This window comes from Helicobacter sp. MIT 01-3238 (genome assembly GCF_003364135.1).
In the GTDB taxonomy this organism is placed as follows: domain Bacteria; phylum Campylobacterota; class Campylobacteria; order Campylobacterales; family Helicobacteraceae; genus Helicobacter_B.
On record NZ_NXLN01000025.1, the window covers coordinates 1 to 15677 of the forward strand.

13 protein-coding genes are annotated in these 15677 nt (G+C 40.5%); 7 read left to right on the plus strand and 6 right to left on the minus strand.

Features of this window, described 5'->3' with window-relative positions; translation table 11 throughout:
* Positions 1–408 precede the first annotated feature (408 nt).
* On the plus strand, positions 409–1152 hold the full coding sequence (locus tag CQA40_RS08540; RefSeq protein WP_147290189.1) for a hypothetical protein: 744 nt from the start codon (positions 409–411) through the stop codon (positions 1150–1152).
* A gap of 160 nt (positions 1153–1312) precedes the next feature.
* Here CQA40_RS08540 and CQA40_RS08545 read toward each other — a convergent pair whose 3' ends face one another.
* Positions 1313–1852 (minus strand): DUF4149 domain-containing protein, encoded by a 540-nt coding sequence (locus CQA40_RS08545; protein ID WP_115520438.1) that lies wholly within the window; start codon positions 1850–1852, stop codon positions 1313–1315.
* An 87-nt stretch (positions 1853–1939) separates the two neighbouring features.
* On the opposite strand from CQA40_RS08545, the gene yaaA reads away from it, so the two are divergent.
* The 4 genes from yaaA (at position 1940) to CQA40_RS08565 (ending at position 5711) form a co-directional block, all read left to right on the plus strand.
* Positions 1940–2644 (plus strand): peroxide stress protein YaaA, encoded by a 705-nt coding sequence (yaaA, locus tag CQA40_RS08550; RefSeq protein ID WP_115520439.1) that lies wholly within the window; start codon positions 1940–1942, stop codon positions 2642–2644.
* 116 nt (positions 2645–2760) lie between these two features.
* Complete coding sequence (locus tag CQA40_RS08555; protein ID WP_115520440.1) at positions 2761–3864, plus strand: radical SAM protein; 1104 nt, start codon at positions 2761–2763, stop codon at positions 3862–3864.
* Between the two features lie 564 nt (positions 3865–4428).
* A complete protein-coding gene (locus tag CQA40_RS08560) occupies positions 4429–4764 on the plus strand; it encodes a hypothetical protein (RefSeq protein WP_115520441.1) in 336 nt (111 codons plus the stop codon).
* 146 nt (positions 4765–4910) lie between these two features.
* Positions 4911–5711 (plus strand): FkbM family methyltransferase, encoded by an 801-nt coding sequence (locus CQA40_RS08565; protein ID WP_258864514.1) that lies wholly within the window; start codon positions 4911–4913, stop codon positions 5709–5711.
* 228 nt (positions 5712–5939) lie between these two features.
* Here the strand turns inward: CQA40_RS08565 and rfaE1 are convergent, their stop codons facing one another.
* From rfaE1 to CQA40_RS08585, 4 genes are read right to left on the minus strand one after another with little or no spacing between them, the layout of a single operon-like run.
* Complete coding sequence (gene rfaE1 / locus CQA40_RS08570; protein WP_115520443.1) at positions 5940–7370, minus strand: D-glycero-beta-D-manno-heptose-7-phosphate kinase; 1431 nt, start codon at positions 7368–7370, stop codon at positions 5940–5942.
* A gap of 23 nt (positions 7371–7393) precedes the next feature.
* Positions 7394–8500, minus strand: a complete 1107-nt coding sequence (gene rfaD / locus CQA40_RS08575) for an ADP-glyceromanno-heptose 6-epimerase (protein WP_115520444.1) — start codon at positions 8498–8500, stop codon at positions 7394–7396.
* Positions 8501–8532: 32 nt separating this feature from the next.
* Positions 8533–9102: a D-glycero-beta-D-manno-heptose 1,7-bisphosphate 7-phosphatase gene (locus CQA40_RS08580; RefSeq protein ID WP_115520445.1), complete on the minus strand. Its 570-nt coding sequence runs from the start codon at positions 9100–9102 to the stop codon at positions 8533–8535.
* A gap of 9 nt (positions 9103–9111) precedes the next feature.
* Positions 9112–9891: a sulfite exporter TauE/SafE family protein gene (locus tag CQA40_RS08585; protein ID WP_115520446.1), complete on the minus strand. Its 780-nt coding sequence runs from the start codon at positions 9889–9891 to the stop codon at positions 9112–9114.
* A gap of 318 nt (positions 9892–10209) precedes the next feature.
* Here CQA40_RS08585 and CQA40_RS08590 point away from each other — a divergent pair, with 318 nt between their 5' ends.
* Positions 10210–11640 carry an outer membrane family protein gene (locus CQA40_RS08590; protein WP_115520447.1) on the plus strand — a complete coding sequence of 477 codons (1431 nt, stop codon included), beginning with the start codon at positions 10210–10212 and terminating at the stop codon, positions 11638–11640.
* Positions 11641–11743: 103 nt separating this feature from the next.
* Here the strand turns inward: CQA40_RS08590 and CQA40_RS08595 are convergent, their stop codons facing one another.
* The gene (locus CQA40_RS08595) at positions 11744–11953 is read right to left on the minus strand and encodes a hypothetical protein (RefSeq protein WP_115520448.1); all 210 of its coding nucleotides are present in this window, start codon (positions 11951–11953) and stop codon (positions 11744–11746) included.
* A gap of 540 nt (positions 11954–12493) precedes the next feature.
* Between CQA40_RS08595 and CQA40_RS08605 the strand changes: the two genes are divergently transcribed.
* Positions 12494–15625: an efflux RND transporter permease subunit gene (locus CQA40_RS08605; protein ID WP_115520450.1), complete on the plus strand. Its 3132-nt coding sequence runs from the start codon at positions 12494–12496 to the stop codon at positions 15623–15625.
* Positions 15626–15677 lie beyond the last annotated feature (52 nt).

Sequence of the window (15677 nt, forward strand, 5' to 3'; positions counted from 1 at the left end):
AATAATACAGATATTATGCTTAAATGTTGCTTAAGTGTGGGGATAATTAAGAGAAATTGTGAAAGATTTGTGGGGAGTTGGAAAAATTTCGGTGGGAATTATATTTTTTAGGAATTTATGGGGGTTGAGATTTTACTAAATGCTACTGCTATGAGCATTTAAAGACTTTTACATAGTCCGTCCGCAATCCACAAAAATAAGATTTTATTTGCAAATTGTTTTTTTTTTTTTTTTTGTAGAGTGGCATTTTATAAATTAAAAGATCAGAGGGATTTAAAGCATAGTTTGGGGCATTGTTTTATCTCAAAGATTGAGACAATGTGCCACGCACAAAATGTGCGAGATAAAATTGCCAAAGCCCAAATTTCACTAAAAAGGATTAAAATGTCGCATAGCAAAGGATATAAAATGAGCAAGTTAGCTAGAATAGCGTTGTTGTCAATTATGTTTATATGCGTAAATGCAAGCGAAGATGAGACACAAGGGGTCTACAAATATGAATACGATAAAAACGGAAATGTGATTGCGGAAAATAAAAGTGATTTAGAAGGGGAATTGCTGGAAAAATACGAATACAAATGCTGTAAATACGACTCAAACGGAAAGGTGATTGAAAAAAGCGGAGTATTTGAAGACTACACATATGCAGAAGGTGATCGATATGATTTAAAATATGAATACAAATATGACTCAAAAGGAAATCTGATTGAGGAAAATCGATACTTGTATGATGTAAAAGGGGAAGTGTATAAAGAGAGTACGACATACAAATACGATTCAAGGGGGAATAAAATTGAGAAATACTATCTTGATGTAGGTGGTATTGGTGTGCGTTACACTTATGATGTAAGTGGGAAAGTGATTGAGAAATACTATCCCCAAACCACATTTGGCGAAGTAATACATAAGTATGAATATGATTTCAAAAAAGAGGAAAGTAGTCTTTATGTTCAAGTATATGAAAAGAAAGAAATATTTATTTTTAGAGGAAAGAGTGATGAACCCAAGACAACAAAATTACATTTTGTATACGATACGGCGGGGGTATTAAGAGAAAAATCAGAATACGGAACGGGATACTTAAATTGGAAATTGTTTCAGAGAGAAATATATGACCAAAATGGGAATCTAATTGAAAAAAGAATATATTGATAAAAATTGACACAAAATAAAAAATGCAAATACGATGAGGACACGGAAAAAATAGGATTTCAGTAACGGAAATAACATACTAATCGTTTTTGCTAATAACTTCCTTACATAATGTCATATCAACTGACATTATGCTACTTAAAATCAATAAATTTAGATTCTACTTTCTCGTTACTCTAGCTTTCTTTGGTGCGCTTGGAGTATCCATTTTTAGCATAAACACTCTCCACAAAAAGCCAGCACTCAACGCCACAAACAAAATTACAAACACCATTTCACTCTGTGTGTGGATACTCTCAAACTCTTCCGTGCTTGTCGCAGCTACCCCCTCTTGCTGCATAGCGACAATGGCGGGCGTATAATACAGCGTAAAAAGAAAAATAAGCACCACACTAAAAGCTCCCACCGCAAGCAAAAACAGCGACTTTTTTGATGAAGCGTTAAACGCAAGTAGCTCATACACAAGCACAAAAATCGCCACAGCATTTAGCGCGTAGCTACACCGCACAAAAATCTGCGTCATAAGCACACCCGAAGCATATCTAGTCATATACAAATCCGTTATGCCAGCCTTGCTTAGATAATCAGAAGCATTAAAAATCACAGGCGCACTTAGCACACCACAAGCCAAAATCCCTCCTAGCGTTATCCCCACCACCCAAAGATAAATGCTTGTCATACAAGAAAGTAGGGCTTTCATATTATTCCTTTTATGGTAAAATCCGCCAAAATCGCGATAAACGCACAAACACACCAAAAACCAAAATCATAGCAAAAAAGAGTAAAAATGCAGATTTTATTCTCTCCTAGTGAAGCCAAGCTATCCCCAGAGGAAATCACAAATATAAGCACTACAAAAAAATCTATTTTAGAAGACGCACTTTGGGGCGGACAAGTAGCGCGAAATGCCAATATAAACGCGTATCTAAACGCCTTAGAAGAATCTAGCGAGCTAACCAAAATCTTTGGCACAAAGCGCGTAGATATGGATATGCTTGCCTCCTGCCTAGAGCTAGCAAATGCACCTCGCATAGAGGCATTGAAACTATATAGTGGCGTGGCTTACAAGGCGTTAGATTTTGCTAGCTTGGAGAAAAAAGCGCAGGATTTTTTGCTAGAATCCACGCTTATTTTTAGCAATCTTTTTGGGCTTGTGAGGGGATTTGACCCCCTGCCCTACTATCATCTAAACCAAAACTATCGCTCTAAAAATCTAAGCCTAAATGCCCTATACAAAGCACAAAGAGATGAGATTAGCGCGTTTTTGGATAAAATCATCATAGATTTACGCGCAGGGGTATATGTCAAAGCCTATCCGCTTAAAAATGCAAATTTTTGCCAGCCCCACTATATTTTGCCTATCCCAAAAGGCACTTCTCATCAGGCAAAACTCTATCGCGGACTAGCCCTAAGAGAGCTAGCCATAGCCTCTTTGCAGGGCAAGCAAGCCTTGCAAAAAATACTTAGCGAAAAATTTATCTATGTGGATTAGATTTTGCAGTTTTTGATTTAAGATTTTTTAGATTCATTCTCTACAAATATGCGAGCCACAAAAATATGCAAGCAAAAACATAGCCTCAAATCCACACTTTTAGAATAAGGACGCAAATGCCACCCAAAAATCCCACCCCCCAAAACCATATCAAAAACACCCCACAAATATCCCCTCAAATCATATTTGGACCCGTGCTATCGCGCCGATTTGGACGCTCTTTGGGGGTGGATTTGTCCCCTAGTATGAAGCAGTGCAATTTTGATTGCGTGTATTGCGAGCTACACAAAGCAAAGCCCGTGGATTCTATGAGTGAGATTGTTCCTTATACGCAGATTTTAGAAGCGATAAAAAGTGGGCTAGAAGCACACAAAGACATTTGCGTGCTGACTTTCACAGCCACAGGAGAGCCCACTCTCTACCCGCAGCTTTATGAGCTTATAAGCGCGACAAAACCACTTTTGCCACCACATATCAAAACACTTATCCTTAGCAATGGCTCAAGATTCCAAGCGCAAAAAAAGGCTTTAGCACTTTTTGACATTGTGAAATTCTCAATCGATGCGGCGATTTTAGGCGATTTTAGGAAAATCGACCGCCCAAGCAGGAGGCTATCTTTGCCAAGCATATTGCGCGGTATAGAGGATTTTAGTGTAGATTTTCGTGGAGAGCTAGTCGCTGAAGTATTGCTAGTAGAGGGACATAATGATAGCGAGGAAAATCTACGCTCTATTGCGGAGTTTTTGCGAAATATCCGCATATCTCGCGTGGATTTAGGCAGCATAGATAGACCAAGTGCCTATCAAGTCAAAGCCGTGAGTGAGGATAAGCTACGGTGGGCAAGTGAGTTTTTTGCAGGGCTAAATCTATCTCTACCAAAGCGAGTAAAACTAGAATCTAAAGACACACTAGATACGGCGGATATATCGCAAGCCTGCCCAAAAGATTGCCCCACAAAAGATTACCCCAAAGATGAGAAAGCAAAATCTAGCAACTCCAAACAATCCCAAAATCTCCCACCAAATAACCACAAAAATACCAAATCATATACCAAAGATTCTCTACTAAAATTTATCGCTACGCGCCCTGTGGAGCGAGATGAAGCAGCATTGCTTTTTGATAAGCACACGCTTAAGATTTTGGATTCTTTACTAGAAGAGAAAAAAATCACACTCAAATCCCAAGCGCAGAACACCTTTTATACCATTGCCAAAGCGTAGTTTTACTACGCGATGAATGTTTTTATATTTTTCTTGCGTAAATCTTAGAATGTTAACTTGTTATCACAAGCTAGATATTATCTTTTTATCTAGCTTGAATCCTTGCTTGAACCTTTTGTCTAAGATTTTTTGTGCAAAATCTTGTAAAAATCACATTATTTTTTTGTTTAATAAATCCCACTATACTCACGCCTCGCCAAATAAGGCTAAATCTATCAAGGAGATTCCAAATGTTTGAGCACATCATTATTTTCCTATAACCATAAAATAGAGTGTCTTATATTTATAAAGACGCTCTTGCTTGACTAGCTCTTAATATCCTAATAATCCTCTTTCCTACAAAAAATTCGTTATAAAATCCTATTTTTTCCACACACGCATTGGCAATCACACATAAAACTATGTCATACCAACTTTAAACATATTGATTCTACTATTGTTGCATTATCACGCTATTGCACCTTTTTGCAAAATATTTTTACGCAAAAAATTATGAATTTTTTGTTTTTTGTAACTTATGCTACAATTCGACATTTTTAACCCCCAAAATCAAAGGTATAGCAAATGAGACAATCATTTAAAAACACACTTCAACCGCTTGAAAAGGCGTTGAAAAAGGCATTTGGCATTAGGAAAGAGCGACAGGGGCAAATCTTTGATTCGCGTGGAATTGTGCGTGATTCAAAAGAAAAAATCACGCGATTTGTGCTTTTTATCCCTCTTTTTCAAAAGATTCGTGTGCTTGTAAATGTGAGTGAATTTAGCAACGGTGCAATCGCTACGAATACTTCTACGGGGGGGGGGGGGAATCACAAAAGTTTTGCAATCCTAAATCCACACTCTACACAATATATAGACTTCTTGGAATACCACTATTTTTCGTTTTCAAAACCACTCTAAACAATCTAAACAAAAAGCATACTTTAAGTGCCTCTATACATACGGGCTATTCCACAAATATAGGCGAATATGTCGCCACAAATCCAAACATAGAAAGTGATATTTCTACTCTTATCAAAGATTTGGATATCACAAGCAAAGTCCTTGTGTTGCGCCAAATTGCCCTTTCGCTAAAAGCATACAAGGCAAATAATCCCACAATCACCGAGCTTACCGCAGATGAAATCGCCGAGCTTGGCAAAATAAACGCGGAGTTTTACCCCAATATCCTTGAGCTAGGCGCGAATCTCTACGCTTATAACGGCTATTTATTGCCCAAAAATGACTTTGAAATTAGCGTATTTTGGCACAAACATAACCTAAATATTTTAGAGCCACAGACTTTGGTTAAAATGCGTGGTAAAGATTTTATTGATGTAGGTGGATATGTAGGTGATAGTGCATTACTTTTTGAGAGAGAATTTTGCGATAAGAATATTTATAGTTTTGAGGCTACGATGGCGAATTTTAGGCTTATGCAGCACACTTTAGAGTTAAATAATTCAAAGCGAATCGTCCCTATAAATAAAGGACTTGGAGCAAATAATAGCACAATGCAGATTTGTATCGCTGAAGGTGGCTCTAGCATTGTCGCTCACAATAGCGATGAAATGGAAAGTGTGGAGATTATCACGCTTGATGAGTTTGTGAAAGCGCGTAAAATCGCAGTGGGTTTTATCAAAGTCGATATTGAGGGCTTTGAGATGGAGTTCCTAAAAGGCGCGAAAGAAACGATATGTGCGCAAAAACCAGCAATGCTTTTAAGCATATATCATCAGCCAAGCGATTATTTTGGTATCAAGCCTTTGATAGAATCGTGGAATCTAGGCTATAAATTTAAGATTCACAAAGGCGTGGATTTCAATCTCACTGTTGAGACTGCACTATTTTGCGAAGTGATAGAGTAGCCATAAAATAATCAAATCTCAATAAGTTGCGCGTATAACCAAAAATAGCTACACATAGCCAAACCCCACGCTAGCAACATTTTACACTCAACTAACATTATTGCGCTTTTGATACTTTTAAAACCATTGGCTTATCCAACGCAGGTAAAGCCAAACCCCCACAATATCATCGCTAGATTTTGTGCCAAACCAAAAAATCTAGCACCCAACTATACAAAAGCCATTTAGCTAGCCCTTGTTGCCAAATTTTTGAGCGATTTTTTCGATGATTAGGCTACTTGACTTGCCTTTTATGAAATCTGCTAGCACGACTTCTTTGGCTATATCGCTACCTACGACTTCCTTGCCCTCATAGTCCGAGCCTTTGACAAGCGTATGTGGTTTTATGAGTTTTATAAGCTCTAGTGGCGTGTCTTCATCAAATATCACCACAAAATCCACACATTCTAGCGCACATAGCATTAGTGCCCTATCTTGCTGGCTATTTATAGGGCGATTTTGCCCCTTTAGTCGCTTCACAGAGTTATCGCTATTTAGCCCGACTATTAGCAAATCTCCAAGCTGTCTTGCTTGCTGCAAATACGCAATATGCCCCGCGTGTAGTAAATCAAAGCAACCATTGCTAAAGATGATTTTTTTCTCTCTTAGGCTCGGTAGCAAAGTGGATAGCTCCTCTTTAGTGATGACTTTTGAGGAGGAGTAAGAGCCATTGTGCAAAAACGCAACTATCTCGCTAAAGTTTGCGCTCGCACTGCCTATCTTGCCGATTACCACAGCAGCCGCAGCATTTGCGAAGTGGCAGGCTTCATAGATATTTAGCCCACCGCTAAGCGCAAAGGCAAGTGCAGCTATGACAGTATCTCCAGCTCCTGTTACATCATAGACTTCTTTAGCGATTGTGGGGGATTTGGTAAGTTTCTTTTTGTCCAAAATAGCGATTCCCTCCTCACTAAGCGTAACAAGACAAATATCAAGTTTGCAATCTTTTTGTAGCTTTTTCATCGCTTGCTTTAGAGAATCATCATCTTTGATTGTGATTTGTGTAGCGATTTGTGCTTCAAGTTTGTTTGGTGTCAGCAAAGTAGCGTTTTGGTATTTGGAGTAATCACTGCCTTTTGGGTCGATAAGCACAGGTTTGCCCTCACTTTTGGCAAGTTTTATGAGGGATTTTGTGAGTTTGGGTGTAAGTAGTCCTTTGGCATAGTCGCTTAAAATCACCGCATCAAAGTTTCTCATCTTGTGCTTAAGTGTGGATAAAATCTCATCTTGCAATCCCTCATCTATATCATCGCTTTTTTCTCTATCTACTCGTAGCACCTGCTGATTTGCAATTAGGATTCTACTTTTTTGTGTGGTGGGGCGAGCAGAAGTCTGCACGATATGAGTGATGTCTATGTTTTGGGTGTGAAGTTCGTTTATTAGCCACTTGCCAAACTCATCTTTGCCGATGATTCCGCATAGGCTTACTTTCGCGCCAAACGCTATGAGGTTTGCTGCGACATTGCACGCGCCACCTAAGCGGTTGTTTTCTTCTTTGACATTTACCACTTGCACGGGTGCTTCGGGAGAGATTCTATTGCACTTGCCCCAGATATAGTGGTCTACCATCAAATCGCCTATGACTAGGATTTTGGGGTGTTGTTTTTGTAGATTTAGCATTTTATTTCCTTACAAAATAGATTCTAGCTTAGTAGCCCAGATTTTAGCTTAGTGTGAATAGATTTTATCTCATTTATGTAGGATTCTATCCCTTGCTCTAGGCTATATTTTGGCTTGTATCCTAGCACGCTAGCATTTGGCTGTATATCGGCTTGGGTATGAGTCTGAAAAAACGGATATGGATTTTTGAAATACTCCACCTCAAAATCCCCCAAATGATTTTTTAGAATCGCTACGATTTCATTATAGCTTCGTGATAGTCCCGTGCCAACATTATAGATTCCACTTTTTGGGATAGAGTCAAGTTTTTGCATCTCAAACCCCTCGCTCATCGCCAAAACATTTGCAGCCACCACATCATCAATATACACAAAATCCCTCTTTTGCTCGCCTTTTTCGATGAGCCTAACTTTTTTTGATTCTAGTGCTTGAAGTCCTAGCTGAAGTATCATCGAAGCTGTCTTGCCTTTGTAAAATTCTCTACCACCATAGACATTAAAATACCTTAGTCCAAATATTGGCAAATGCGGTGCGTTTGCCAATATCTTGCGCACACTTTTATCCATAGCTAGCTTTGAAAATCCATAAATATTTTGCGGTTCTTCGTTTTTGCCTACGACATTTGGCGCAGGAGTATTGCCATAAGTAGCAGCCGAGCTAGCATAGACTACTACGGCATTTTTTTTCAGTGCGATATGAAGTAGCTCCAAAAATGCGTGATGATTGGTGTTTATCATTAGTTTTTGATTTTCCACAGTCGTATCACTGATAGCAGCTTGATGAAACACCACATCAAAATCTAACTCTTGAAGCAAATCTAGCCCCTCGTTTAAATCCCGCGCGATAATCTCGCCATTAAAGCCAATAAGATTTTTAAAATGCCCTAGCGAAGTTGGATTGCCATTTGGGAAGCTACTGCCATCGCGGAATTTATCTAGCACGATTACGCGTGTACTAGGGAAATACTCTTGGAAAAAAAACGCAAGATTGCTCCCTATAAATCCCGCTCCACCCGTGATAAGAACGGCTTTGTTTGCAAGCCTTGCTCGCGCTTTTTCTATGATTTCTTTATCTATGCCTTTTGGATTTTCATCTATTTTTTCACTTGGGCTATTTTTTGCCAAACTCATTGTCGCTCCTTATTTTAGATTTTGCTTCTTTGCTAGATTTTGGGGTTTAAAATATTATTCATCACTTCTCTTGCTTCGCTAAGTGTGGCTAGCGTATGGAGATTGCTTATGTTTTTTACTTGTGAGCTAAATGCCTTGCTTACAAAAAGTTTGTGTCTTATTCCGCCCTCTTGCCCAGCCTGCATATCTGTGATTTTATCCCCGATGATAAAGCTCTCATCTAAATTGACATTATAGTCTTTTTTGGCTTGCTCTATCATCGCGCTTTTTGGCTTGCGACACTCACACTCCTCATCAGGCGAATGCGGACAAAAATAAATGCTATCAAATTTAAATCCAAGCCTAGCTTGCACTTGAGATTGCATATATGAGCTAAGTTTTTTGAAATCCTCTAGCGTATAAAATCCCCTACCGATTCCGCTTTGATTGGTTACTACAAGTAGCAGGTAGCCTCTCTCTTTGCAAAACTTCAGCAAGTCAAAAATCCCATCTTGGAATTCAAAATCCTCTTGCTTATACACATAGCCTATGTCTTTGTTTATGATTCCATCTCTATCAAAAAACACCGCTTTTGTGTTGCTTTTTTTAGTCGCATTACTCATCATTTCCCTTTAAAAGATTTTACTAATCATAATAAAACCCTTATAAATAGTCAATAAACCAACACTTAACATAAGCAAAAAACTGATTTTAAAAAATATATTTTGGTATTTGCCAAACGCTCTAACACCACTTCCTAGCACACCAAGCCCTAGCATAAGCGGCAAAGTCCCTAGCCAAAAAGCTAGCATAATCACCACCGAGCTAAATATCGCTTGTGCGCCATCTAGCCCCGCATTTAGCGCATTTAGCGCAAAAAAATACACTAGCCCGCAAGGCAAAAATCCACTCAAAATCCCAAGCACAAAAAAGCTAGCCAAACTCGGCGAAAATAGCAATCTACCAAAAACGCGCCCAAAAATTCCGGCTTTTGATAGATTTGGCTCTAAATGTCGCAAGGCTTTTGGGAAAAATCCAAAACATAGCGCATACACCACAAGCAAAATCCCAACAACAATACCACCAAAATCACGCACAAGCATATTTACCCCAAGTCCCTCCCCCAAAAATGCAAAAACAATACCAATGCAGATATAGCTAAACAATCGCCCAAGATTATAAGTAATATGCCCTAGCAACGATGAGAATGCGCGTAGTGGTAATATAGGGTGTTTTGCAGAATCTTGGGATTTTTGTGAGTTTTGAAGATTTTGTGAATTTTTTGGAGCGGATTTGATACTTGCATAAGCGATGACTATACTTCCACACATTCCACCACAATGCGCAAACGATAGGCTAAACGCACTAGCAAGCACAAGCCACAAATGCAATGAATCAAAATCTACTATCATTTATTTGCCTTGAAGTTTGGATTTTTATATTTTTGCAAAATATTTAAGAATCTTAAAAATGAAATTTTTGCAAAGCATTTTTACAAAACCTAGATAAAGCCTAGATTTTTATTTTAGATTTTTTAGTCAAGTGGTTTTTACAAGTTAAGTGATTTTTTACCTAGTGTTTTATTTCCTTTGACATTCTAGCATTTTATGGCAAGTTGCACTGCCAAATCGTAAAAATATTGAAGCGAAATATATTATAATTTTGCCGTGCATTGCTTTAGACTAAGTGCTTTTAAGCAAGCACAAAAATCAAAAAAGGAGATTCTCACAATGAAACAGGCATTAAAAAAGTGTCTTTTTGGGTTTTTTGTCGTTGTAGGTGGCTTCATAGCTTCAGTTATCGCAGAGCCTAGCCAAGAATCTCATCGATTCTCTTTTAGCGGAGAGCTAGAAGCGTTTAATAAGTTTGGATTTTATAATGGTATCTCGCCAACTGATAGCTATGGCTATATTTTAGGCACGATAAGCGGAATCTACTCGCACAAGTTTGCAAATGATTCTACACTAAGATTTGAGCTAGGAGGTGCTGGTGCTGGACTAGCTTATGACTCTACACGGAGGGGTAGCCAAGCAGGAGATGCAGGACTAGCATACAACTATGTGGGCTACTATGCAGGGTATCGTGGCAGTAGAGCTGCCACTGCCACAAACACGCACAACTTCTACATTCACAACGCGCATTTAGCTTATGACAGCGAGCGAGTAAGCCTAAAAGCGGGTAGATTTATGCACGATGATGATAACTATGTCGTAGGGCTTATGGAGGGCGCGGACTTGAGGGCAGATTTTGCCAAATTTGACAAAGGTGGAATCTATGGGCGAGTGGAGGGAGTAAGTGCCTTTGCGTTGCTAGGCGATGGATTTTTTTGGGATTTTACACAAGCCTACGCACCAAATGGACTGCTAGGAGCGCAGTTTGGTGGCTATGTAGCTTTTGGAGAGGCTTCCAAGTTTGACATAAACGCGTTTTATTACTATGGGATTAGCGAGTATAGCGCACCGGGTGTGGATATGAAGCTAGATTTTGAGAGAGTAAGGCAAGAGGGCGAGGAGACAAAAGGCTTTGCCTCAAGCACGAGAATCAATGCAATTTTCCCCATCTATGACACGCTAAAAATGGAAGTCGCTCCACTTTTGGGAAATTTCCTAAAAAATGAAAATGGCTCAAATGAGGGCTTCACTTCTAGCATTTTAGCAAGGCAGGATTTTAGATTTTATGCAGGCGATAAAGGCGAGTATCTGCTAGGAATAGCCGCGTATAAAAATATCGGGCTTTCTCACGCTCGCGTAGGGCTATATGGCTCGCCACTAGGTGTAAATATCTGGGATAACAGCGTCTATGGCGTAGGTCCTTCACTAAATGGCATAGTCTATAAAGACGCCATAAGTGCCTTTGTTTTTACAAAAGCAAGCTATGAAAATCTCGCCACATTCTTGCAAGGACTTCAAGCAGGGCTAGACTTTCGCTACACTACAAGCACGCAAAGTGCAAAAGCATTAGAAGAGTATTCGCTAAAACTTAGCCTAGATTTTGTGCTTACCAAAAATGTAGCATTTAGCATAATAGGAAACTACTACACAAGCATATTGTTTGACAACAACGCTTTGAATGTGGGCTTTGGTGGTAGTGGCGGCGAAGTCTCTCGCGGAAAATCACTAGATAGAAGCTATGTGATGACAAAGATTTCACTTAGCATTTAGTGAGTTTTAGTATTTGGTAGATTTTGCTTTTTAAGCGTTTATTTTTATCGCCACTCAAAATCATTTTGCCACAGATAAATATTTGATTGCAAATTTTGCAAAATCAATATTTGTCGTGGCTTTTTGTGTTTTTTATGTTTCTTTTGTGTGTGTGGCAAAATTTTGGTGTGGCTTTTTTGCCAAAATAGCCTACGCAAATTTTCATAAGCCTAGCAAATGCAAATCCTAAAGCATTGGCTAGGCTTTTTGCACTCCATTTTTTTATGGGATTACAGATTTTTATACTTTTTCCCCATTTTTTGACTTTTTTCACTTTTTCCCCTTGACTTAGAGTTGCTCTCATCTTTTATAATTACACTTTTGAATTTTGCCAAAAGCTAAAACTCACTTAAAGCAAAAAGATTCACCAATGATTCACACTTGGTATGACACAATTTGCCTTGTATTTTGGCAGTTTTGGTGGCAATGGCGATTTAGCGACAGCGCATAGCTTTGACAATCTTTAGCAGGTTTTGCTAGCTCGGGGCTTTGGTGGGCTTTACTAAAGTGGCTATTGTGGCTTAGCAACTCATAGCTTTTGTAATAGCTTTGCTAAGCATTAAATTTGTAGCCCTGCTTCACGCCCTCTAGGCAAAACAAAGGCAAGCGAGCAAATGCAGGCAAATTTAAACAAGCACAGCAAGCAGAAAAAACGGCGAACAAAAAGCAAGCAAGTAGCCAAAGCCAAACCAAAACGAGCAAAGCAAAACAAAATGCAAATAAAACAAGCCGAACAAAAAGCCAAAAAACCAAAATCTAGCACGCAAAATGCTAGCAAAATTGAAGGTTTTAAAATTTAAAGGAGTCCGCGCAAATGTTTTCAAAGTTTTTTATCAACCGCCCCGCATTCTCTACTGTGGGTGCTATCATTATCATCATCGCAGGATTGCTCTGTATGCGCTCTCTCCCCATCGAGCAATACCCAAAAGTCGTCCCAACCCAAATCACTATCCAAGCAAACTACCCCGGTGCAAGTGCCAAGACGCTCTCTACGAGTGTGGCAAGTATCATTGAGAGTAGCGTAAATGGCGTGGAGGATATGCTCTATATGAGCTCTAGCTCTAGCTCGGCTGGGCAGCTTAGCATAATGGTGTATTTTAGCAATGACGCAAACCCTGACATTGCCCTTGTAAATGTCAATAACCGCGTGCAAGCCGTGCTTAGTCAGCTCCCCACCGAAGTGCAGCGACTAGGCGTAACGGTGCAACGCCGCTCTACCGCGCCTATTGGAATGTATCATTTGTATTCGAGCAACCCAGTGCACGACCAGCTTTTCATCGCAAATTATGCCATACTCAATGTCATTGATGAGCTAAAGCGTATCAAAGGCGTGGGTGGCGTGGAGCTATGGAGTTTGCAAGATTATGCGATGAGGATTTGGCTAGAGCCAGACAAACTCCAGCAATACAACCTCTCTCCCCTAGAAGTGCTTAGCAAAGTCCAAGAGCAAAACGCACAATTTGCACCCGGACACTTTGGCAAAGAGCCTGTCAAGCAAACGCAATTCACTTATAGCATCATCACCAAAGGGCTTTTATCCACGCCCCAAGAATTTGAAAACATCATTATCCGCTCCAATTCTGATGGCTCTTCGCTTCGCTTGCGCGATGTAGCGCGAGTGGAGCTAGGAGCGCGAGATTATCTCACGGATAATTATTATAATTCCACGCCTAGCGTGCCTATTCGTATCACGCTTCAGCCCGGGGCAAATATGCTTGAAGTAACAGATAATGTCAATAAAACAATGCAAGCCCTAAGCGCGAAATTCCCCGATGGTATGAGCTACTCAAACCCTTTCCGCCCCACAGAATTTATCACCGCCTCTATCAATGAAGTAATAAAAACTTTTATCGAAGCAATCGTGCTTGTGGTGCTTGTGATTTATGTGTTTTTGGGAAGTGTGCGGGCGACTATTATCCCTGTGCTTGCTATCCCTGTTTCTATCATTGGGACTTTTGCGGGGCTGTATGCCTTTGGATTTTCTATAAACCTGCTTACGCTTTTTGGGCTGATTTTGGCAATCGGCATTGTCGTAGATGACGCTATTATCGTCATCGAAAATGTCGAGCGCATAATGCACCAAAAGCACCTAAGCGCGAAAGAAGCCACCATAGAATCTATGCGTGAAATCACGGGTCCCGTGGTGGCTATCGTGCTTGTGCTAAGTGCTGTGTTTTTGCCCGTAACCTTTATGAGTGGCTTTAGTGGGGAATTCTACCGCCAATTTGCCATTACCATTGTCGTGTCAGTAGTGATTTCAGGCTTTGTTGCACTCACGCTTACCCCCGCACTTTGCGCGCTATTTCTCAAAGGCGGGCATACTAAGCCTATTAAGCCTATTAGAATCTTCAATCTCTTTTTTGAAAAACTCACTTTTAAATTCTCGACTGCGCTCTCTCGTGCGCTTAAGCGCGGACTACTTATGCTATGTCTTTTTGGGGCAATCCTCTTTGCGACATTTGGGCTGTTTAAAAACACGCCAACTTCGCTTGTGCCAAAAGAAGATATGGGAATCATCACCGTGCATACGATTTTGCCAGAGGGCAGCGCACTCTCGCGCACCATAGAAGTGCAAAAATACCTCATCGACACCCTAAGCAAAAACCCACTCATAGCCGAGCAAACCACAATCACAGGATATAGCTTCCTTGCAGGGAGTTTCAAAAACAACGGCGGAATCGCTTGGCCAAGGCTTATCCCGTGGAGTGAGCGCAAAGGCAAAGGACAAAGCGATAAAGAAATAATCCGCGATGTCCAAGCCCAGCTTGATAGCTATCCAAACGCGAAGTTTATCATCGGGCAAACTCCTACGATTATCGGGCTTGATTCTAGCGGGGTAAATGCCTATGTCCAAAGCAAGGGCGGAGGCAGTATGGAGGAACTCAAGCGATATACTGATGAGATTATCGCTAAAGCGAGCGAGCGCAAAGAATTTAGCAGGATTTTTACAAGCTTTGCAGTAGATACGCCACAATATGAAGTCGTGCTAAATAGGGAAGCTGCAAGCGCGCTAAATGTCAGCATTAACGATGTGTTTGCCACTATGCAAATGACATTTGGAAGCTATTATGTCAATAATTTTGAAGCCTTTGATAGGACATTTCGCGTGATAATGCAAGCAGATTCTGACTACCGCGCTTCGCCAGAGGATTTGAGCAAAATCTATGTAAAATCGCGCGATAACAACCTAATCCCGCTTAGCTCGCTTGTGTCCTTTAGCCGAATCGTAGGAGCTGAAATCATCAATCGCTTCAATCTCTTCCCCGCCGCGCAGATTCAAGGATTTCTAAGTATGGGATACTCTAGTGGGGAGGCGATGAAAGCCCTAGAGGAGGTGGCTAGCGAAGTGCTGCCTCCAGAATATGACATAGCCTATGCAGGCTCAAGCTACCAAGAGAGGGCAAGCTCTAGTAGCGGAAGTGTGGCGTTTGTCTTTGGGCTTATTTTTGTGTTTTTGATTCTCGTGGCGCAATATGAAAAATGGCTAATGCCTCTAGCCGTGCTTACTGCCGTGCCTTTTGGTGTGTTTGGTGCGATACTAGCGACATTTTTGCGCGGTGGGAATAATGACATATATTTCCAAGTGGGCTTGCTAGTCCTCATTGCCCTTAGTGCCAAAAACGCCATTCTTATCGTGGAGTTTGCCACGCATTTGCGCGAGAGGGAGGGACTAAGCATTATCGAATCTGCCATAGAAGCAGCCAAACTGCGATTTCGCCCTATTGTGATGACTTCGCTATGCTTCTCGCTTGGCGTGCTTCCTCTAGCACTCTCAAGCGGTGCAGGCTCTCTCTCACGGCACTCTATCGGCACAGGCGTGATAGGCGGAATGCTCGCAGCGACTTTCATCGCGGTATTTTTCGTGCCATTATTTTATAGCTACTTAGCAAGGCTTGGGGAATTTTTAAGCGAAAAAATCAAATCAAAATGCGGTAGGGTGGGTTAAACTAACATCTAGATTTGCTAAGCCAAAGTGCTAAATAAATCTCGCTTTTTAA